We start from the raw sequence: 20,699 nt of genomic DNA, 5'->3' as shown, positions 1-20,699 counted from the left end.
GTCACGCCATCCGTTTCAGTTTGGGATCGAGCGCGTCGCGCAGCCCGTCCCCGAGCAGGTTGATCGCGAGCACCGAAATCAGGATCGACAGGCCCGGCATCGTGACGATCCACCATGCGTTGTCGATGTAGTCGCGCGCCGAGGCGAGCATCGCGCCCCACTCGGCGGTCGGCGGCTGCACGCCGAGGCCGAGGAAGCCGAGCGCGGCCGCATCGAGAATCGCCGACGAGAAGCCGAGCGTCGCCTGCACGATCAGCGGCGCCGTGCAGTTCGGCAGCACCTGCGAGAACATCAGGCGCAGCGTGCCGGCGCCGGCCACGCGCGAGGCGGTCACGTATTCCTTCTGCAGCTCGCCGAGCGCGGACGCGCGCGTGAGACGCACGTAGGCGGGCAGCGCGACGATCGCGATCGCGAACATCGTGTTCGTGAGCCCCGGCCCGATGATCGCGACGACCGCGACCGCGAGCAGCAGCGACGGCAGCGCGAGCAGCACGTCCATGATGCGCATCACGGCCGTGTCGGCCCACTTCTGGAAAAACGCGGCCACGAGGCCGAGCACGATGCCGGGGATCAGCGCGAGCACGACCGACACGAAGCCGATCCAGAACGACATGCGTGCGCCGAACATCAGGCGCGAAAGAATGTCGCGGCCCGCTTCGTCGGTGCCGAGGATGAATTGCCAGTTGCCGCCGTCGAGCCACGCGGGCGGAATCTTCACGTAGTCGCGGTATTGCTCGACCGGGCTGTGCGGCGCGATCAGCGGCGCGAAGATCGCGACCGCGATCAACACCAGCACGACGATGCCGGCGCCGACGGCGCCGCGGTTGCGCGAGAAGTTGGCCCAGAACTCGCGCAGCGCGAGCGCACGGCCGCCGGCCGGCGCGGATTCGCTCGGCAGGGTGTTTTGCAGATTGCTCATGGATTACCTCGTGTGGCGGATGCGCGGATTCAGCACGCCGTACAGCAGGTCGACGATCAGGTTCACGACGATCACGAGCGTCGCGATCAGCAGAATGCCGCCCTGGACGACCGGATAGTCGCGACGGCCGATCGCATCGATCAGCCACTTGCCGACGCCGGGCCACGAAAACAGCGTCTCGGTCAGCACCGCGCCCGCAAGCAGCGTGCCGATCTGCAGGCCGATCACGGTGACGACCGGAATCAGCGCATTGCGCAGCGCATGCACGACGACCACGCGCGCCGGCGACAGCCCCTTCGCGCGCGCGGTGCGGATGTAGTCCTCGCGCAGCACTTCGAGCATCGACGAGCGCGTCATCCGCGCGATCACGGCGAGCGGAATCGTGCCGAGCACGATCGCGGGCAGGATCAGGTGGCTGACCGCCGACTTGAACGACCCTTCGTCCGGCGCGAGCAGCGCGTCGATCAGCATGAAGCCGGTCGGATGCGGGAAGTCGTATTCGACCGCGATGCGGCCCGACACGGGCGTCCAGCCGAGATACGACGAAAACACCATGATGAGGATCAACCCCCACCAGAAGATCGGCATCGAATAGCCGGTCAGCGCGGTGCCCATCACGCCGTGATCGACGACCGAGCCGCGCCGCAGCGCGGCGATCACGCCGGCCGGCAGCCCGACGACGAGCGCGAACACGAGCGCGCACAGCGACAGTTCGACCGTCGCCGGAAAGCGCGCGAAGAACTCGCCGGCGACGCTCGTGTTCGTGACGATCGACGTGCCGAGGTCGCCGTGCAGCGCCCGGCCGATGTAGTGGAAATATTGCACGGGCAGCGGCTGGTCGAGCCCGAGGCGTTTCATCGCCTCCGCGTGCATCGCGGGGTCGACGCCGCGCTCGCCCATCATCACTTCGATGGGGTCGCCCGGTATCAGGTGAATCAGCGCGAACGCGAGGATGGTGATGCCGATGAAGGTCGGAATCACCATGCCCACGCGGCGCAACACGAATCGGAGCATGATGCGTCTCGTCTTTTCTTGTGGGAAATGTGCGACCGGCGACGGGGAGCTCGTGGCCCCCCGCCGCCGGATGGGTAGGTCTCGGTCTTCGTGACAGCTTACGCCTGCTGCGTTACTTCACGCTCACACCATCGAAGCGTGCGTAGCCGAGCGGCTCGATGCGCATGTCGACCACGTTCTTGCGCACCGGCTGGTACACCGTCGAGTTCGCGATCGGCGAGAACGGCAGCTGCTGCGCGAAGATCTGCTGCGCCTGCGTGTAGAGCTTCGTGCGCGCGTCCTGGCCCGTCGTCGTGCGGCCCTTCTGGATCAGGTCGTCGAACGGCTTGTAGCACCAGTGCGAGAAGTTGTTGCCCTTGATCGCCTCGCAGCCGAGCAGCGTGCCGAGCCAGTTGTCGGGGTCGCCGTTGTCGCCGGTCCAGCCGATCAGCATCGTGTCCTGCTCGCCGCCGTGCGCGCGCTTGATGTACTCGCCCCACTCGTACGTGACGATCTTCGCCTTCACGCCGATCTTCGCCCAGTCGGCCTGGATCATCTCGGCCATCAGACGTGCGTTCGGGTTGTACGCGCGCTGCACCGGCATCGCCCACAGCGTGATCTCGAAACCGTTCGGATAACCGGCCTTCGCGAGCAGCGCCTTCGCCTTGGCGGTGTCGTAGGCGGCCATCTTCAGGTTCTTGTCGTAGGACCACTGCGTCGGCGGCATCGGCGCATTCGCGGCCTGGCCCGCACCCTGATAGACCGATTCGAGAATCGCCTTCTTGTTGATCGCCATGTCGAGCGCCTGACGCACCTCGAGCTTGTCGACCGGCTTGTGCTCGACGTTGTACGCGAGGTAGCCGAGGTTGAAGCCCGGCTGCGACGGCATGTCGATGTTCGAGTCGGCCTTCAGCGTCGCGATGTCCGCCGGACGCGGATAGCTCATCACCTGGCATTCGTTGCGCTTGATCTTCTGCACGCGCACGCCCGGATCGGGCGTGATCGAGAAGATCAGCTTCGACAGCTTCACTTCGCCCTTCTTCCAGTAATCCGGATTGCCGTCGAAGCGGATCGTCGCGTCCTTCGTGTAGCTGCGGAAGATGAACGGGCCCGTGCCGACCGGCTTCTGGTTGATGTCGGCGGCCTTGCCGGCCTTCATCAGCTGATCCGCGTATTCGGCCGACAGGATCGACGCGAATTCCATCGCCATGTTCTGGATGAACGGCGCGTTCGGTTCGGCAAGCGTGAACTTCACCGTGTACGGATCGACCTTCTCGACCTTCGTGATCAGCTTGTCGAGGCCCATGTCGGTGAAGTACGGGAACGACACCGGATACGCCTTGCGGAACGCGTTGTTCGGATCGAGCATGCGCTCGAACGTGAACACGACGTCGTCCGCGTTGAATTCGCGCGTCGGCTTGAAGAAGTCGGTCGTGTGGAACTTCACGCCGTGGCGCAGGTGGAACGTATAGACCTTGCCGTCGGACGACACGTCCCACTTCTCGGCGAGGCCGGGCTCGACCTTCGTGCCGCCGCGCACGAATTCGACGAGGCGGTTGTAGACGGTGAACGTGGCGGCCGTGAAATCGACGCCGGTCGTGTATTGCGCGGAATCGAAGCCCGCCGGGCTGCCTTCTGAGCAGTAGACGAGCGTCTTGTTCGGGATCTGTGCGAATGCAGAGCCCGCGACGCCGAGCGATGCCGCTGCCACGCCTGCAATGGCGGTAACACGCAGGGTGTGCAACAGACGGTTGTGTTCCATGTTTCCTCCAGGTCTCCAGATCGGAACCGGTCCCTCCCGGGGCCGGCGTACGCGGATATTACTTGAGCAAGCGATTTTGCAACAAGCCGGAGAAAAAACCTCTCTACACGCATTTGCGCGGGTTTTTGCCGATGTTTGCGCAATCGAAAGCTGTCAACGCGTGCGCGAGCGACGGTTCCGCGCATCGCACGCGTGTTTCCGTCGGCAACTAAACAGGAGGGACGCCGAAGCAGACGTGCAGCGCATGGCCACACGGTGCGCCTTTACCGCGCTTTTGCGGCGTTTTCGCGTATTTCGCGCGCTGCGTTGCACGCGCCGCAACGGCCGGCGCGCGTGCGCTTCATGCGGGCGCGTCGAGGTCCGCGCTGCGTGCGGGGACGAACGCGACCGCGACGATCGACAGCGCGAGCCCCGCCATCACATAGTACGTCGGCGCGAGCGGCGTGCCCGTCACCTTGATCAGCCACGTGACGATGAACTGGCCGAAGCCGCCGAACAGCATCACCGCGACGTTGTAGGCGATCGACAGTCCGGTCGAGCGCACGTTGGCCGGAAACAGTTCGGCGATCATCGCGCCGAACGGCCCGTAGTAGCCGGCAAGCGTGATCGACAGCACGACCTGCACCGCGATCAGCCGGCCGATGCTCGGCGCGGCGTCGAGCCATGCGAACAGCGGATAGATCAGCGCGAGCGTCAGCACCAGCGACCAGAGCGATAGCCCCTTGCGGCCGATGCGGTCCGACCATGCGCCGGCGAGCGGCGACAGCACGGTCAGCAGCAGATTGCCTGCGATCACCGCGTAGAACGATTCCGCGTAGGGCAGCTTCAGCTGCTTGACCGCGAAGGTCGGCAGATAGCTGATCAGCACGTAGATCGTCACGGTCAGCGCGATCACCGAGCCGAGCCCGCAGAGCACTTCGCGCGAGTGGCGCGCGAACACTTCGCCGAGCGTCGCGCGGCGCGCGCTCTGCTGCGCGTGCAGGAATGCTTCCGAATCGGCGAGATGGCGGCGGATGTAGAAACCGATCGGGCCGATCATCAGCCCGATGATGAACGGCACGCGCCAGCCCCACGCGCGCAGCGCTTCGGGCGACAGGCCGCGCGTGACGGCGGCGCCGACGACCGCGCCGATCAGCAGCGCGGCGGCCTGGCTCGACATCTGCCAGCTGCCGTAGAAGCCGCGCTTCGAAAACGGCGCGGCCTCGATCAGGAGCGCGGTCGCGCTGCCGAATTCGCCGCCCGCGGAGAAGCCCTGCAGCAGCCGGCCGAACACGATCAGCAACGGGCCGCCGATGCCGATCGCCGCATACGGCGGCGCGACCGCGAGCAGGAAGATGCCGGCCGTCATCAGCAGGATCACGAGCGACAGCGCGGCCTTGCGGCCCGCGCGGTCCGCATACAGGCCGAGCACGATCCCGCCGATCGGACGCATGAAGAACGCGACGCCGAACGTGGCGGTGGTCAGCAGCAGCGACCCGTATTCGCTCGAGGTCGGAAAGAACAGCTCGGCGATCACGACGGCCATGAAGCTGAACACCGTGAAGTCGTACCACTCGAGCGCGTTGCCGATCACCGCAGCGGCCACCGCACGCCGGTTCAGCGCACGCTCGGGGCGGACCGGTTTCGTTGAATTCGCAATCGTCGCCATGCGTGCCTCGTCGTGGAGAGTTCGCCGTCGCGGACGGCGCGGCGTGCGCGTTGCCCCGCGCATCGATGTGCAGCGAGTGTAGAAAGCACCGGAACCGTTTTCAAGCAATAAAAACGCCCGCGATCGCAGGATCGCGGGCGTTGTGCGGTTTTCACCACATATCGCGGCATCGCACGATGCCGCCGGGCCTCAGCCCATCTTCGAGAACGCGCTGCACCAGCCCTTCGCCGCGACCTGCTTGCCGCCGAACGCCGCGCACGGACCCGACGTCGAGCCCTTCTTGCCCTGGTACAGCATGCAGGCCGCGCAATCCTGGCCCGCTGCATATTTCGGATACTTCGCCTTGTCGACCTTCGTCGCGTCGGCCTTGTAGCCGAGCGCCTGCGCAGTCGGGTCGCTTTCCGACAGCATCGGCGCATCGGCCAGCGCTTCGCGCGACAGCGCCAGCGCGGACACGACGCCGACGCTCGAAATCAGGAAACTCCGACGGGATGTTTTCATGGGGACTCGCTCCAACGTTATCGGTTTGAAAGCTGTTCTGGCGACAGCCGCTACAGCATAACCGCCAAGCGCCGAAACGTGCGTCCCGAAATGCCGGAAATAACGAATTTCACACGGCGCGCCTGCGATGCGCGCCGGCCGCCGTTCGCGCCGCGTCGCGCGAGCGCGCTCTAGCCGTATGCGGCCATCTCGCCCACGCGCTGCGCGAGCGCGAGCGACGCGGTAAGCCCCGGCGATTCGATGCCGAACAGATTCACGAGCCCGCGCACGCCGTGCTGCGCGGCGCCCTGCACGATGAAGTCGGCGGGCGGCTCGCCGGGCCCCGCGACCTTCGGCCGGATGCCCGCGTAGGCGGGCTGCAGCGCGCCGTCGGGCAGCTCGGGCCAGTACGCGCGGATCGATGCGTAGAACGCGTCCGCGCGCGCCGGATCGACTTCGTAGCGCAGCGCGTCGATCCATTCGACGTCCGGACCGAAGCGCGCCTGCCCGGCAAGATCGAACGTCAGGTGAATGCCGAGCCCCGCGCGGTCCGGCATCGGATAGACGAGATGCGAGAACGGCGCGCGACCGGACAAGCTGAAGTAGTTGCCGCGCGCGAGATAGAGCGGCGGCACCCAGCGCGGATCGAGGCCGCGCGTGCGGCGCGCGAGCGCCTGCGCGCCGAGGCCCGCGCTATTGATCACGCACGCGGCTTCGATCTCGGTCGGCGCGTCGCCGCCGGTACGCACGACGAAACGCCCGCCGCGCAGCACGTCGATCGATTCGACCGGCGACTTCAGCGCGCATACGGCGCCGTCGCGCTGCGCGTCGCCGAGCAGCGCGAGCATCAGCTGATGGCTGTCGACGATGCCGGTGGACGGCGAGAACAGCGCCTCCACGCATTCGAGCGCGGGCTCGAGCGCCTGCGCTTCGGCGCGCGTGAGCGGCAGCAGATCGAGCACGCCGTTCTCTTCCGCACGTGCGGCGATCGCCTTCAGCTGCTTCACCTGCGAGGCGGTCGTCGCGACGAGCAGCTTGCCGACGCGCCGGTGCGGCACGTGATGCGTGTCGCAGAATTCGTACAGCAGGTCGCGCCCGCGCACGCACGACAGCGCCTTCAGCGATCCGCGCGGATAGTAGAGCCCCGCATGGATCACCTCGCTGTTGCGCGAGCTCGTGCCGGTGCCGATCGCGTCGGCCGCCTCGAGCGCGAGCGTCTCTCGTCCGCGCGCGGCCAGCTCCCGCGCGATCGCCAGACCCACGACGCCCGCGCCGATCACTACACAATCCATCTGCTCCATGACTTGTCGCGTCGCTCGCGCGTAGAGGGGAGACAGCGGAATTGTACGTCCCGGTTCGCCCGCCTGCCGATCGCGATGTACGTCTCGTCACGACTGTTACGCATCGCACACGCGGCGCGGCGCGCGCCCGTCGCGCGCCGCTCAGAACCCGATCGGCCTGCGCCGAGCCGAGCCTTCGTCCGCGCGGATGTCGCGCGGCTCGATCGCGTCGCGCCCGTCGAGCCGCGCGGCGCCGAACGCGTGCAGCAGTGCGCGGCGCATCGTGCGCGGCGGCGTCGCGGCCAGCACGTCGAGCGCGGCATCGCCGAGCGTTTCCGGGAAGCGCCGGCCCCACGCGTGCGACATGCGGATCTCGTCGTAGATCGTCTGCGCAATGCGGCGCGCGCCGGCCGCATCGGGCGGCGCGATCTCGTAGACGTTCATGCGGTTCAGCAGCGGCTCCGGAATCGCGTGCGCGTCGTTCGCGGTCGCGATCCAGATCACGTTGCCCGCATCGATCGGCACTTCGGCGAATTCGTCGACGAAGGCGCGCGCCGTGTCGTGCTCGAGCAGCGCGTAGAGTGCGCCGAGCGGATCGTATTGCGCATCGGCGCCCGCCTTGTCGATTTCGTCGACGGCGATCACGGGGTTCGCATAGCTGCCGTTCACGAGCGCGTCGAACACCTTGCCGGGCTTCGCGTTCTTCCATTGCGACGATGCGCCCGACAGGATCCAGCCGGCCGTCAGCGAACTCATCGGCACGTAGTGATACGCGGTGCCGAGCATCTGCGCGAGCGCCTTCGCGAAATGCGTCTTGCCGATCCCCGGCGGGCCGAGCAGCAGGATCGGCATCAGTTCGAGCCGATCGTCGGTTTCGAGGCAGAGCGCGACCTGCTTGCGCACGTCGTCGAGCGGTTCGGCGAAATTGGGCAGCGCTTCGCCGAGCGCGTCGAACGACGGCATCCGGTTCGGCTTCACGCAGAAACGCAGATTGCCGGTCTTCAGCATCCGCTCGTAGGTCGCGCGCAACGCATCGCTCGCGCTTTCGTTCAAATCGTTCAGTGCCGTCTCGACCTGCTCGAGGTCGTACACCGTGCTGAAAGACGCCACCGCCAGTTCCTGTTTCACCATCGCCGTCGTCATACCAACCTCACCGCTGCTTGCTGTCACACGATCATCAGACCCTTACGATTTTCAGTGTAGCGGCGCGCGTCGCGCGTGCAAGCAAGCAGCCGCGCGAGGCTGCTGCTAACACCGGCCGCGCGCTGCAGGCCCGCGCCGCGCGGCGTATCATCGTCAGTTCACAGGTCGCCGCGCATGGCCGGCGGCGCACCGCGTACCGCGTCCGCTTTCGTCCCCAGGGTATGCCGATGTCCGTCCCCGCCGCTCCTTCGAACGTCGATCCCGACGCGATCCGCGCCGTCGACGCCGCACTGACGTCGCGCCGCTCGGTGCGCGCATTCGTGCCGACGCCGGTGCCGCGCGCGACGCTCGAGGCGATCCTCGAAGCCGCGAGCCGCGCGCCGTCCGGCACGAACATCCAGCCGTGGCACGTGTACGTCGCGACGGGCGCGACGCGCGATGCGCTCGCGGCCGCGCTCACCGCCGCATACGACGATCCCGCGCGCGACGAAAAATACGTCCCCGAATACGACTACTACCCGCGCGAATGGGTCTCGCCGTATATCGACCGGCGCCGCAAGGTCGGCTGGGATCTGTACGGCCTGTTGAACATCGGTCGCGACGAGAAAGCGCGCATGCATGCGCAGCACGCGCGCAATTTCCGCTTCTTCGATGCACCGGTCGCGCTGTTCTTCACGCTCGACCGGATCATGACGCACGGCGCATGGCTCGACTGCGGGATGTTTCTGCAAGGCGTGATGACGGCCGCGCGTGCGCGCGGGCTCGATACGTGCCCGCAGGCCGCGTTCGTGCCGTTTCACCGGATCGTCGCCGAACACCTCGACATCCCGGACAACGAACAGCTCGTCTGCGGGATGTCGCTCGGCTACGCCGATCCGCATGCGGTCGAGAACCGCCTCGTCACCGAGCGTGCGAGCGTCGCCGAGTTCGCGCGTTTTTTCGCTTGAAAACGCGTGACGCGTACCTACTTTTCACAGCATCCGTCCGTCGCCGGCACGCCGATGTGTCGCGCCGGCGCACGGCCGGCAGCGGAACCGCAGCGCGACCGTACCCGAGCCAAAGCGGGACCGTAGCGGGACCGCGTCGTGCTCCGCACCGCTCGCCGCCGCGTGCGGCGACAACGCTGCCGAAATCGATCGGGCGTAAGATGAGCGTCCGTTCCCCACTACCCCGCGTTTCCGGAGAAGCTTCATGCTGAAACACGGCCTGGCCGTCCTGCTCGCGAGCGTCGCGCTCGCGGCCCATGCGCAGAGCCCCGCACCGGCCGTCGTTGCGTGGGAGATCGAGGTCGTGCGCGACGGTCAGACGATCGACACGTTCCAGCAGCAGACCACCGTGGGTCAAACGCGCACCGACACCCATCGCTATCCGTCCGCCGTGCCGGTCGGCTGCGGCAATGCCGCGCGCGTCGTGCCGACCGAGCGTTCGCGCGCCGTCACGGTCGCGCCGCTCGGCGTCGATACCGCGGCCGGCACCGTCTCGCTCGCGCTCGACGTGCAGGAAACGCTCGACGACGAAAGCGCACGGCAGAGCGATCCGTGCATGCCGGCGTCGCCGCGCCAGATCGTCGCGAGCCATCCGGGCTTGTCGGTCGGCGCCGACGCGTGGACCGACTGGACGCTCGTCGAGCAGCATCCGCATCTCGTCTACCGCGTGCGCGCGCACGTCGCGAAGGACTGATCGCCATGGCTGCCGACGCGCTATCCGTCCCGTTCGCCGAACCGCACGCGGCCCCCGACGAGATCACCGCGGTCAGCTGGAACCTGCACAAGGGCCGCTCGCCGCTCGGCTTCACCGCATGGAACGCGATGCGCGACTGGATGCAGTCGACGCACGCGGACGTGTATTTCCTGCAGGAAGCGATGGCGCGGCGCATGCCGCGGCCGGTGCTCGCGCCGGGCTTCGGCGCGCCGATGGACGATGTCGACGACGACGTCTGGCACTGCCAGGCGACCGAGATCGCACGCGCGCTCGACTGGCAGATCGCGCTCGGGCCGAACGTGTTCAAGCCGTCGTGGCGGCACGGCAACGCGATCCTGTCGCCGCATCCGCTCGACCTCGGCGGCCGCTGGGATATTTCCGCGCACCGCTTCGAGCGGCGCGGGCTGCTCGTCGCGCGCGCGACGCTCGCCGGCGCGCGCCCCGTCACGCTGCTGTGCGCGCACCTCGCGCTCACGCGCGCGGCGCGGCTGCGCCAGATGCACTGGATCGCGCACTGGATCGTGCGCAACGCGGGCGACGATCCGCTCGTGCTCGCCGGCGACTTCAACGACTGGCGCAACGATTCGGTCGCGGTGTTCGGCGAGATCGGGCTGTCCGAAGTGGCGACGCTGCTCGGCGAGTCCGGGCGGACGTTCCCGGCGTTCTCGCCGGCGCTCGCGCTCGACAAGATGTTCGTGCGCGGCCTCACGCCGCTCGAGTGGCGCGCGCCGTCGAGCGAAACCGCGTGGCTGTCGGACCACCTGCCGTACATCGCGCGGCTGCGTCTCGATCCGCGATAAACGCCGCCCGGCGCGCCCGCGCGACCGAAAGCGCATCGTAAGCGCGCGTTGCGCCAAATCCGCGCGGCCACGGGGGGCAAGCCCGCGATTCGCGCAGGCAGGGTAAAATAGCCAGTTCCTCAAACGTCTGTCATCGAGAAGGCGCGTGTCCGACGCGCCGGCCGGCCGATCCGCGATCGGGCCGACGCACTCGGTTTTTGCCCGTTTTTGGGCCCGTTACACGCGTCCGCTACGCGCGTCCGTTTTGAAAGCCATGAGCAAATACGACACCGCCATCGTCCAATCCGTCCATCACTGGACCGACACGCTTTTCAGCTTCACCTGCACCCGTGAGCCGAGCCTGCGCTTCAACAACGGCGAGTTCACGATGGTCGGCCTCGAGGTCGACGGCAAGCCGCTCGCGCGCGCCTACTCGATCGTGAGCCCGAACTACGAGGAGCACCTCGAATTCTTCAGTATCAAGGTCCAGGACGGCCCGCTGACGTCGCGCCTGCAGCACCTGAAGGTGGGCGACACGGTGCTGATCGGCAAGAAGCCGACCGGCACGCTCGTCGTCGACAACCTGCTGCCGGGCAAGACGCTGTGGCTGCTGTCGACGGGCACGGGCCTCGCGCCGTTCATGTCGATCATCCGCGATCCGGACATCTACGACCGCTTCGAGAAGGTCGTGCTGACGCACACCTGCCGCCTGAAAGGCGAGCTCGCGTACATGGACTACATCAAGCACGACCTGCCGGGCCACGAGTACCTCGGCGACATCATCAAGGAAAAGCTCGTCTACTACCCGACGGTCACGCGCGAAGCGTTCGACAACGAGGGCCGGATCACCGACCTGATCGCGTCGGGCAAGCTGTTCACCGATCTCGGCGTCGCGCCGTTCTCGCCGGAAAACGATCGCGTGATGCTGTGCGGCAGCACCGCGATGCTGAAGGACACGACCGCGCTGCTCAAGCAAGCCGGCCTCGTCGAAGGCAAGAACAACGCACCGGGCCACTACGTGATCGAGCGCGCTTTCGTCGACTGATCCATCCCCAAATTTGTGCAGCATCAAGAAACCGGAGCGAAAGCTCCGGTTTTTTTTCGTCCGCGCTTGGCGAATTCGTAACAATGACGGACCATTTCATCTCAAATAGTTACATTTGACGCGCCGCATCGACGACCTTCGATGTCGGTTTTTTTCCTACGCCGCGTTCAATCCGATTATTCACATTTACCCTTAAATGTCCGCCCGACATGACCTTTTCGCCATTTTTGAGATATTATGCGCGGCGCGTGACGCTGACTTGGCCGCACGCAAGGGGTCGGACTCAGGTGTTACTGAATGTAACTTTTGTTACCTTGGCATGCCGCCGTTTTCCGGCCGCATGCGGGAGCCGGACGGCCGCCGACCCGCGCCGCCGACCGGTGTCTGAACCGCTTTCTGACAGCAGGGAGAGTCATGGATACGTCGCTTAATGCGCCCCACGGCGCTCACGCCCCGTTCCCGTCGCGGCTGCCCGCGCATGGCTGCGCCGCCGCAACGTCGGCCGATCCCATCCCGAAATCCGATCCGTGCGCGCAGCGCATCGCGGTGCTGTCCGCGCAGCTGCTCGCCGCCGATGAAGCCGCGCGCCGCCATCTGGCCGGCGAGCTGCACGACGGCCTCGGCGCAGAACTCACCGCCGCGCGTTTCGCGCTCGCCAACGCCCAGGCGTGGCTGCCGGCCGACGCGCCGGAAGGCTGCCTGCGCGCGCTCGAACTCGCGCAGCGCGCGCTCGACGCGGCGACCGACGCGAACCGCCGGCTGATCGACGCACGCGGCGTGCCGGCGCTCGACAGCGGCGTCGTGCCCGCGCTGTCCGCGTGGATCGACGGCTTCGCGGCCCGTACCGGCCTGCGCACGAGCTTCGTCTGCGCGGCCGATGCGCGCGTGCCGCACCTCGCCGGCGACGCCGCGCTCGCGATTTTCCGCGTCGCGCAGGAAGCACTGTCGAACGTCGCGAAGCATGCGCGCGCCGCCTCGGCCGACGTGCGGATCGACGCCGACGACACGTTCCTGTCGCTGATCGTCACCGACGATGGGACCGGTTTCGCGCGCAAGCGCCGCGCCGGCTACGGTCTCACCGGCATGCAGGCGCGCTGCGCCGCGTTCGGCGGCCGGCTCGACACGGCGTCCGGCGCGGCCGGGCGCGGCACGCGCGTGACCGCGTACTTCGCGTGGGACGCGCTGCTCGGCGCGCCCGCCGCGGCCCGTTTCGCGTCGCTGTCGTGAGGTCGCGATGGGCCTGAACATCCTGCTCGTGGACGACCACGCGATCGTCCGGCAAGGGATCTGCCAGCTGCTCGTCGACCGCGGCGTCGCGCGCGAGGTCACCGAAGCGGAAAACGGCGCCGACGCGCTCGCCGCCGTCGACCGGCAGACGTTCGACGTGATCCTGCTCGACATCTCGCTGCCCGACACGAACGGCATCGAGGTGCTCAAGCGCCTGAAGCGCAAGCTGCCGCGCACGCCGGTGCTGATGTTCTCGATGTACCGCGAGGATCAGTACGCGGTGCGCGCGCTGAAGGCCGGCGCCGCCGGCTATCTGTCGAAGACGGTCAACGCCGCGCAGATGATCGGCGCGATCCAGCAGGTCGCCGCGGGCCGCAAGTACGTGAGCCCCGCGATGGCCGAAGCGCTCGCCGAATACGTGTCGTTCGAGAACGAGCCGCTGCCGCACGAAAAACTGTCCGACCGCGAATATCAGACGCTCTGCATGCTGGCCTCGGGCAAGCGGCTCACCGACATCGCGAACACGCTGTCGCTGTCGGTGAAGACGGTCAGCGTGTACCGGTCGCGGCTGCTCGAGAAGATGCGGCTGTCGAACAACGCGGAACTCACGTTCTACGTGATGAGCAACCGGCTCGTCGACATGTCGCCCGCGTCGGGCACCTGACGCACCGCGCGCACACCCTCTCGCTGTCCCGTCCGCAAGGTTCCGGCGCGGCCGCTCGGCCGCCGCCCGGCCGTTGCGCACGCAAGCGCTTGTTTTATCGGACGATTCGGCGACGCAACGCTGCGCGAGCGCGAGCCTTTTGCGTCAAATCGGCTAAAATTGCGGGTTTTCACTCAGTCAGCACCGCCGCCCCCGCGCGCCCCGCTGACGATCCACCCGCAATGTCTCTCTTTCGCAAGAAAAACGTCGATCGCATGATCGCCGGCGCGCACGCCGCCGGACTCAAGAAGGCGCTCGGCGCGATCGACCTGACCTTCCTCGGCATCGGCGCGATCATCGGCACCGGCATCTTCGTGCTGACCGGCACCGGCGCCGTGCAGGCCGGCCCCGCCCTGATGCTGTCGTTCGTGATCGCCGCGATCGCCTGCGGCCTCGCCGCGCTGTCGTACGCGGAATTCGCGTCGACGATCCCGGTCGCCGGCTCGATCTACACGTATTCGTATGCAACGCTCGGCGAACTCGTCGCGTGGATCATCGGCTGGGATCTGATGCTCGAATACGGGCTCGCGGCATCGGCCGTGTCGGTCGGCTGGTCGGGCTATCTGCAGTCGCTGCTGCAGGGCTTCGGGCTCACGCTGCCGACCGTGCTGACCGCCGCGCCGGGCGCGGTGCCGGGCGTCGTCACGTGGTTCAACCTGCCCGCGTTCCTCGTGATGATCGTGATCACGACGCTGCTGTCGATCGGGATCCGCGAATCGACACGCATCAACAACGTGATGGTGTTCATCAAGGTCTCGGTCGTGCTGCTCGTGATCGCGGTCGGCCTGTTCCACGTGACGCCCGCGAACTGGAAGCCGTTCATGCCGCACGGCTGGAACGGCGTGTTCGGCGCGGCCGCCGTGATGTTCTTCGCGTTCATCGGCTTCGACGCGGTGTCGTCCGCGGCCGAGGAAGTGAAGAATCCGAAGCGCGACCTGCCGATCGGCATCATCGCGTCGCTCGCGGTGTGCGCGGTGCTCTACGTGACGGTCGCGGCGGTCGCGACCGGCATCGTGCCGTCCGCGCAGTACGCGAGCATCTCGCACCCGATCTCGTACGCGCTGCAGGTCGCCGGCGAGAAATGGGTCGCCGGCTTCATCGATCTCGGCGCGGTGCTCGGCATGCTGACCGTGATTCTCGTGATGAGCTACGGGCAGACGCGGATCATCTTCGCGATGTCGCGCGACGGGCTGCTGCCGGCCACGCTGTCGCGCGTGCATCCGCGTTACGCGACGCCGTTCCTGACGACCTGGCTCGTCGGCCTGTTCTTCGGACTGATCGCCGCGCTCGTGCCGCTGAACGTGCTCGCGGAGCTGATCAACATCGGCACGCTGGCCGCATTCTCGATGGTCTCGATCGCGGTGCTCGTGCTGCGCCGCACGCACCCGCACCTGCCGCGCGCGTTCCGCTGCCCGGGGGTGCCGGTGGTGCCGCTGCTCGCGGTCGCGGCGTGCGTGTTCCTGATGGTGAACCTGCAGCCGGTCACCTGGATCGCGTTCGGCGTGTGGCTCGTGATCGGTCTCGCCGTCTATTTCCTCTATTCGCGACACCATTCGAAGCTCGCCCGCGGCCACGCGGAGTGATCCCGCGCGCGGCGCAGCGACGCGCCGCCCGCACTGACGGCGCGCCGCCTTGCGAGCGCGCCGTTTTGCTTTGCAGCAGCCGCCGCACGCGCGCGGCACGCCGAGCACGTCCGCGGCAGGCGGTTCATAATGCGCGCAATCAACGAGGGAACGACGATGGAAAGTGTGGATCTCGACGTGCTGAAATCGAGCGCGCGCTGGCTCGACGAAGGTCGCCGCGTGCTGCTCGTGACGGTCGTGAAGACCTGGGGCTCGTCGCCGCGCCCGGAAGGCGCGATGCTCGCGGTGCGCGAAGACGGGCTCGTGGTCGGCTCGGTGTCGGGCGGCTGCATCGAGGACGATCTCATCGCGCGCGTGCATGCGAACGGCATCGCGCGCGACGCGCGGCCGGAAGCGGTCAAGTACGGCGTGACGGCCGAAGAAGCGCACCGCTTCGGGCTGCCGTGCGGCGGCACGATCCAGCTCGTGCTCGAGCCGCTGACGCGCGACAGCGGAATCGCGGCGCTCTGCGCGGAGGTCGAGGCGGGCCGCCTCGTCACGCGCACGATGACGCTCGCGACGGGCCGCGCGTCGCTGTCGCCCGCGCAGGCGACCGACGGGCTCGCGTTCGACGGCGAGCGGCTCGTGACGATCCACGGCCCGCGCTACCGGATGCTCGTGATCGGCGCCGGGCAGCTGTCGCGCTATCTGTGCCAGATCGCGGTCGGGCTCGACTATCAGGTGACCGTCTGCGACCCGCGCGAAGAATACACGGACGGCTGGGACGTGCCCGGCACGCGCATCGTGCGCACGATGCCCGACGATACGGTGCTCCACATGAAGCTCGACGCGCGCTCGGCCGTGATCGCGCTCACGCACGATCCGAAGCTCGACGATCTCGCGCTGATGGAGGCGCTGAAGACGCCCGCGTTCTACGTCGGCGCGCTCGGCTCGCGGCGCAACAACGCGGCGCGCCGCGAGCGGCTGCGCGAATTCGATCTGAGCGAAGCGGAACTGAGCCGGCTGCACGGGCCGGCCGGCATCTACATCGGCAGCCGCACGCCGCCGGAAATCGCGATCTCGATTCTCGCCGAGGTCACGGCCGCGAAGAACAACGTGTCGCTGCCGACGATCCTGCAGGTCGAAGGCGCGAAAGCCGCGCGCGAGATCGCCGCGAACGGCGGCGCGACCTGCGGGCTCTGACGCCGGCGCGGCCGCACCGCGAAGGCGCCGCGTGCACTGCGCGGCGCCGGCCCTGCGATCACGCGAGGCCGGCGGCGAGCGCCGCGGCCACCGAGCCGGCGACCAGCACGACGCCGACGGTGCGCCGCTTGTTCAGCTCGGTCCAGAGCAGCACGCCGGTCAGCGACAGCAGAATCAGCGACCCGGCGATCGTATCCATCAGCAGCACCCAGCCGATGCTCATTCCGACGCCGCGATGCAGGTTGTTCAGCGTTGCCAGCAACGTGTTGCCCGTGCGCTTCACCGACACGTAGCCGTTGCCCACCCAGTATTCGGCCTGCAGGTTCTGCCGCGGCCCGAACAGGCCCATCTGCCAGTGCTCCGGCTGCATCACGTGCCGGTCGCCCCACGCGACCGGCTGCGCGGGCTCCTTGCGCACGCGCCCCGGCCGGCCTTCGAAATGCAGTTCGCGCTGCAGCCACTTCGTCATCGCGGCCGGCGTCTTCGGCGCCGGGTCCGGCAGCGCGAGCTGCAACTGCTCGACCTGCGGCTCGCCCGTCGCGATCTTCAGCGGCGGCGCGCGATGATTGAGCAGCACGCCCGTCACGCCGAACAGCAGCCCGAGCACCGCCCCCCACAACCCGACCCAACCGTGCACCTTGCGCAGCCACTTGATGAAGGTGGCGCGGCGCGACCGCGAACGACGTGCCGCCAGCTCGGCATCGGTCAGCGGACGTGCGGCCGGGTGCAGCACGGCAACGCCCTCGCGGGGCAAGTCCGCGTGGAGCGGATCGATCGTTTCGGGCGCGTTCACGCGAAAGCTTCCATTCTTCAAAACGACGGGCGGCGCGCCGGTTCGCGCGCCGCCCGTTCAACATGAAATGAGAATGGCTATCATTACACAAATCGAGATGCGCCTCAACGGCGGCGAGCCCGCGGCGACGCCGCGCGATCGTGAAAAAGCGATAAGAAGACGTGCGATCGAAGGGAGATGGCAGACCGTTGCGCCCGAATAACGACAGAAAGCCGTTTGTATTATTTGCGCAGCGCGCGACCGCCGGATCGCGCTCAGCGCAGCGGCGGCAACGGAAAACGCGGCGCGGCGGCGTCGGCCGGCGCATCCGTGCGATCGAGCGCATAGAGCCACGCGAGCAGGTCCGCGACGGCCTGATAGAGCTGCGGCGGGATCCGGTCGTCGAGATCGACCTGCATCAGCAGCGACACCATCTCGGGCGCCGTATGCACGTAGAGCCCGGCCTCCTTCGCGCGCGCGACGATCATCTCCGCGAGCGCGCCATAGCCCTTCGCGACGACGCGCGGTGCCGTATCGCCGCCCTTCGGATCGTAGACGAGCGCCGCGGCGCGCTTGCGGTGCGGCGTCGTCATCGCAAGGCTCCGTCGTCGGGCGGCACCGGCGGTACCGGCACCGCAGCGCTTCCGGCCGCCGCCTGCGCATAGGCGCTTGCGGCCGCCTGCGCGGCAAACGCGTCGAACGGCTCGGGCTGCTCGTCGACCGCGCGAATCGACAGCCCGCCGAGCTGCAGCCCCGATCCCTCGAACCGCCGCCGCAGCGCAGGTTCGTGCTGCGCGAGCCGCGCGGCGCCCGCCTGGTTCGCGCGCAGTCGCGCGACGAGCTGCGCGCCGTTCAGCTGCAGTTCGGCGTCGACCGTGCCGAGCGTCGGCAGCGTCAGCGTGAGCCGCGTGCGCCACGCGATGCCGTCGCCCGCGTCGTCGCCGCTGCGCGGCGCGCGCCCGCCCGGCTCGTCGGGCTCGATCGTCCAGTCGACGCGCACGCCCGGCCACGCTTCGCCGGTCCAGCGAAACTGGTCGGTCGCGAGCGTGTCGAGCTGCTGCCGGACGACCGGCACGGCCGCCGGATGCACGGGCGTCGGCGGCGCCGCGTCGGACGGCGCTGCGGCGTCGGCCGGGCGCGCGACCGACGCGCGCCAGTCGGCGAGTTCGTGCAGCGGATCGGTTGCGTCCGCCGCCGCGCGCGCGAGCGGCGGATGCGGCTGAGCGCCCGGCATCGGTTCCGGGGCGGAGCCGGCCGACCGCGCGCCGCCGGACGCAGCGGCGCCCGACGCAGCGGCGCCCGGCTGAACCGTCGCGCGCGCGGACGGCAGCGACAGGCGTGGCGTGAGCAAGGCATCGAGCGCATCGTCGTCCGACGCGGCGTCCGGATCGGCCGACGTCTGCGCGCTCGCGATGCGCGCCTGCGGCTCGCGCAGCAGCGTCGCGAGCGGCCGCTGGCCGGCGAACCACTGCGCGAGATGGGATTCGTAGAAGAGACCGCTTTCGCCGACGGCCTGCGCGAGCGCCGCCCGCAAGGCGCCGGCAAGCGACGGCGGCGCGGCGTCGGCGGCAGTGGCGGCGGCAGTGGCGGCGGCAGTGGCGGCGGCAGCGCCCGGCGCGGGGCCCGAAGCGGCCGCTGCGGTCGCATGCCCGGACTGTCCGGCGGCGTCATCCGCCGCCGCGGCGAACAGCGCGACCGGATCGGGTACGAGCGGCATGCGCCCGACGACGGCAGGCGTGGCATCGCCGCCCGTGCGCGCGATCGCATCGAGCACGCGCGCGACATCGGACAGCGCGGTCTGCGTGGAGGCCGCGGGCGGCTGCGGCAGCGCCCCGCTCGCCTCGGACGACGGCGCGACGCCGGCGCCCGGCGTGCCGACCTGCGCCGCGGCGCCGCCGGCCGCCGCCGACGCTACGCCGCCGGTCAGCAGGCTGTCGAGACGGCTCGCGAGCAGCGCGGCCGCAACGGAGTCGATACCGGTCATGATCGGAGCCTGCTCACCTCGGCCACATCGTTGCGCACTCCGGGAACGAGGCCGCCGCGCCGCCCCGGAATACGGGCTCTAGCCGCGCGTGCGGTAGAGCTCGGTCAATACCTTGGTCGAACGCCGCGTCTCGAACAACGCGGACAGCCGCGCGACTTCGGGGCTCGCGAGATCGCGGATCGCCGCGTCGTCCGCGAGGATCCGGCGGATCAGCGCGAGCTTGCGGCCCAGTTCCGATTCGTCGAGCGCGATGTCCCGCTCGGCCTCCTTCAGCGCATCGACGAGCCGCAGATACTCGTCCTGCAGCCCCGACAGCGCATGCCAGTCGGCGCCGCGCGCCGCGCGCAGCATCCGGCCCGACACGGCCGCGAGCGCCTCGTAGCGTGCGAAGTAGTCGGCCTTGCGATTCATCTCGGCATATCGCCCGTCTGCTGCGCGGCCATCCGCGCGACTTCGGGGCCGATGCCGGTCCATGCTTCCTCGAGCGTCGCGAGCAGTCCGTCGACCTCGACCAGCATCGCGTCGCTCGCCTGCGCATTCGCTTCGAGCAGCCGCCGGCCGATATACGCGTACAGCGCGTCGAGGCGCGCGGCGATCTCGCCGCCCGCCTCGCGGTTCAGCGCGGCCTGCAGGCCGCTTTCGACGATGCGGATCGCCTTGCCGATCGCGTCGCCGCGCGCCGGCACGTTGCCCTGCTGCAGATGCATGCGCGCGAGCGCGACGGCCTGGCGCGCGCCCTGATAGAGCATCGCGATCAGCCGGTGCGGGGAGGCGCCCATCACCCCGGTCTCGACGCCGACACGCGCGTAGGCATTGGCTCCAGCGTGTCCTGGGGAAAACATGCGCTTCTCCTTGTTGATGCTTGGCTATGACGGGGGCCGCTGCCGTGCGTCGCACGGCGCGGTTTTCTCCCTGAGTTATCGGAAAGGAACGGGAAAGCTTTAGGCGCGCGGCGCGCGATGCGCGGCGAGCGGTGTGCGGCGAGCGCCGCAGCGGGCCGGCGCGCCGGCCGGCGACGAAGGCGGGGCAGCGGCCCGCGCGTCACACCGACATCTGCATGATGTCGTTGTAAGCGCTCACGAGCTTGTTGCGGACCTGCAGCCCGAACTGGAAACCGATATTGGCCTTCTGCATGTCGACCATCACGTCGTTCAGCGACACGTTCGCCGCACCGACCTCGAACGCCTGCGCTTCGCCGAGCGCGCGCTGCTGGTCGCCGCTGATCTTGTCGAGCGAGGCCTTCATCGCGCTCGCAAACGTGCCGGCCGTCGCCGCGCCCGAGCCGGCGAGCGCGGCCGCCGGGCTCGCGACGCCGCCCGACGCCTGCGCGGCCATCGCCTGCATCTGTTGCAACACCGAACCGATTCCGCTGACGTTCGCAGTCATGCTGTCCCCAGACATAGAAAGAAATGACCCGGCCGTACCGGGCGATCCGCGCGTGCGCAATGGCCGCACCATCCCGGATCGCGAAAAAGAATAGCAGCGCACCGTGCGGCAA

21 protein-coding genes are annotated in these 20,699 nt (G+C 68.5%); 8 read left to right on the top strand and 13 right to left on the bottom strand.

The genetic code is table 11. The annotated features are described in order from the left end of the window. Position 1: 1 nt before the first annotated feature. The 7 genes from BCR55_RS08330 to BCR55_RS08300 form a co-directional block, all read right to left on the bottom strand. A complete protein-coding gene (locus tag BCR55_RS08330) occupies positions 2-919 on the bottom strand; it encodes an ABC transporter permease subunit (RefSeq protein ID WP_006408053.1) in 918 nt (305 codons plus the stop codon). A gap of 3 nt (positions 920-922) precedes the next feature. Then, positions 923-1,933 (bottom strand): ABC transporter permease subunit, encoded by a 1,011-nt coding sequence (locus tag BCR55_RS08325; RefSeq protein WP_035952688.1) that lies wholly within the window; start codon positions 1,931-1,933, stop codon positions 923-925. Between the two features lie 112 nt (positions 1,934-2,045). After that, a complete protein-coding gene (locus BCR55_RS08320) occupies positions 2,046-3,674 on the bottom strand; it encodes an ABC transporter substrate-binding protein (protein WP_053297790.1) in 1,629 nt (542 codons plus the stop codon). A gap of 340 nt (positions 3,675-4,014) precedes the next feature. Next, positions 4,015-5,322, bottom strand: a complete 1,308-nt coding sequence (locus BCR55_RS08315; RefSeq protein ID WP_006408783.1) for an MFS transporter — start codon at positions 5,320-5,322, stop codon at positions 4,015-4,017. 189 nt (positions 5,323-5,511) lie between these two features. After that, positions 5,512-5,823 carry a high-potential iron-sulfur protein gene (locus BCR55_RS08310; RefSeq protein ID WP_006402728.1) on the bottom strand — a complete coding sequence of 104 codons (312 nt, stop codon included), beginning with the start codon at positions 5,821-5,823 and terminating at the stop codon, positions 5,512-5,514. A gap of 170 nt (positions 5,824-5,993) precedes the next feature. Beyond that, positions 5,994-7,103, bottom strand: coding sequence for an NAD(P)/FAD-dependent oxidoreductase (locus BCR55_RS08305; protein ID WP_065494432.1), 1,110 nt, complete (start codon positions 7,101-7,103; stop codon positions 5,994-5,996). Positions 7,104-7,244: 141 nt separating this feature from the next. Further along, positions 7,245-8,225, bottom strand: coding sequence for an AAA family ATPase (locus tag BCR55_RS08300; protein WP_006402726.1), 981 nt, complete (start codon positions 8,223-8,225; stop codon positions 7,245-7,247). Between the two features lie 227 nt (positions 8,226-8,452). On the opposite strand from BCR55_RS08300, the gene BCR55_RS08295 reads away from it, so the two are divergent. The 8 genes from BCR55_RS08295 to BCR55_RS08260 all read left to right on the top strand — a co-directional run bounded on the left by BCR55_RS08295 (position 8,453) and on the right by BCR55_RS08260 (position 16,445). Then, a complete protein-coding gene (locus BCR55_RS08295; RefSeq protein WP_065494928.1) occupies positions 8,453-9,172 on the top strand; it encodes a nitroreductase in 720 nt (239 codons plus the stop codon). Between the two features lie 244 nt (positions 9,173-9,416). Then, positions 9,417-9,905, top strand: coding sequence for a hypothetical protein (locus tag BCR55_RS08290; RefSeq protein ID WP_059939325.1), 489 nt, complete (start codon positions 9,417-9,419; stop codon positions 9,903-9,905). Positions 9,906-9,910: 5 nt separating this feature from the next. Then, on the top strand, positions 9,911-10,726 hold the full coding sequence (locus BCR55_RS08285) for an endonuclease/exonuclease/phosphatase family protein (RefSeq protein WP_053297794.1): 816 nt from the start codon (positions 9,911-9,913) through the stop codon (positions 10,724-10,726). A 253-nt stretch (positions 10,727-10,979) separates the two neighbouring features. Further along, positions 10,980-11,750, top strand: coding sequence for a ferredoxin--NADP reductase (locus BCR55_RS08280; RefSeq protein ID WP_012214327.1), 771 nt, complete (start codon positions 10,980-10,982; stop codon positions 11,748-11,750). 414 nt (positions 11,751-12,164) lie between these two features. Next, positions 12,165-12,977 carry a quorum system sensor histidine kinase RqpS gene (gene rqpS, locus BCR55_RS08275; protein WP_065494431.1) on the top strand — a complete coding sequence of 271 codons (813 nt, stop codon included), beginning with the start codon at positions 12,165-12,167 and terminating at the stop codon, positions 12,975-12,977. 7 nt (positions 12,978-12,984) lie between these two features. Beyond that, a complete protein-coding gene (rqpR, locus tag BCR55_RS08270) occupies positions 12,985-13,641 on the top strand; it encodes a response regulator transcription factor RqpR (RefSeq protein WP_006402720.1) in 657 nt (218 codons plus the stop codon). A gap of 221 nt (positions 13,642-13,862) precedes the next feature. Further along, positions 13,863-15,263 (top strand): amino acid permease, encoded by a 1,401-nt coding sequence (locus BCR55_RS08265; RefSeq protein WP_006402719.1) that lies wholly within the window; start codon positions 13,863-13,865, stop codon positions 15,261-15,263. Positions 15,264-15,419: 156 nt separating this feature from the next. Beyond that, positions 15,420-16,445, top strand: coding sequence for an XdhC family protein (locus BCR55_RS08260; RefSeq protein WP_006409350.1), 1,026 nt, complete (start codon positions 15,420-15,422; stop codon positions 16,443-16,445). Positions 16,446-16,503: 58 nt separating this feature from the next. Here BCR55_RS08260 and BCR55_RS08255 read toward each other — a convergent pair whose 3' ends face one another. The 6 genes from BCR55_RS08255 to fliE form a co-directional block, all read right to left on the bottom strand. Continuing rightward, positions 16,504-17,238 (bottom strand): PepSY-associated TM helix domain-containing protein, encoded by a 735-nt coding sequence (locus BCR55_RS08255; protein WP_065494430.1) that lies wholly within the window; start codon positions 17,236-17,238, stop codon positions 16,504-16,506. Between the two features lie 254 nt (positions 17,239-17,492). Next, a complete protein-coding gene (locus BCR55_RS08250) occupies positions 17,493-17,810 on the bottom strand; it encodes an EscU/YscU/HrcU family type III secretion system export apparatus switch protein (RefSeq protein ID WP_006402715.1) in 318 nt (105 codons plus the stop codon). Further along, the gene (locus BCR55_RS08245) at positions 17,807-19,201 is read right to left on the bottom strand and encodes a flagellar hook-length control protein FliK (protein ID WP_065494429.1); all 1,395 of its coding nucleotides are present in this window, start codon (positions 19,199-19,201) and stop codon (positions 17,807-17,809) included. Before BCR55_RS08245 ends, BCR55_RS08250 begins: the two co-directional genes overlap by 4 nt. A gap of 78 nt (positions 19,202-19,279) precedes the next feature. Continuing rightward, complete coding sequence (locus BCR55_RS08240; protein WP_006407159.1) at positions 19,280-19,612, bottom strand: flagellar protein FliT; 333 nt, start codon at positions 19,610-19,612, stop codon at positions 19,280-19,282. Then, positions 19,609-20,043 carry a flagellar export chaperone FliS gene (gene fliS / locus BCR55_RS08235; RefSeq protein WP_006402960.1) on the bottom strand — a complete coding sequence of 145 codons (435 nt, stop codon included), beginning with the start codon at positions 20,041-20,043 and terminating at the stop codon, positions 19,609-19,611. The genes BCR55_RS08240 and fliS overlap by 4 nt, the downstream gene beginning before the upstream one ends. A 199-nt stretch (positions 20,044-20,242) precedes the next feature. Further along, entirely contained in the window at positions 20,243-20,587 is a 345-nt protein-coding gene (gene fliE / locus BCR55_RS08230) for a flagellar hook-basal body complex protein FliE (protein ID WP_012214333.1), read from the bottom strand. Between the last annotated feature and the right edge of the window lie 112 nt (positions 20,588-20,699).

It is taken from the genome of Burkholderia sp. CCA53 (assembly GCF_001685525.1).
In the GTDB taxonomy this organism is placed as follows: Bacteria; Pseudomonadota; Gammaproteobacteria; order Burkholderiales; family Burkholderiaceae; genus Burkholderia; species Burkholderia multivorans.
The sequence above is the reverse complement of the archived record's forward strand: the minus strand, read 5'-3'. Positions and strand labels throughout refer to the sequence as shown.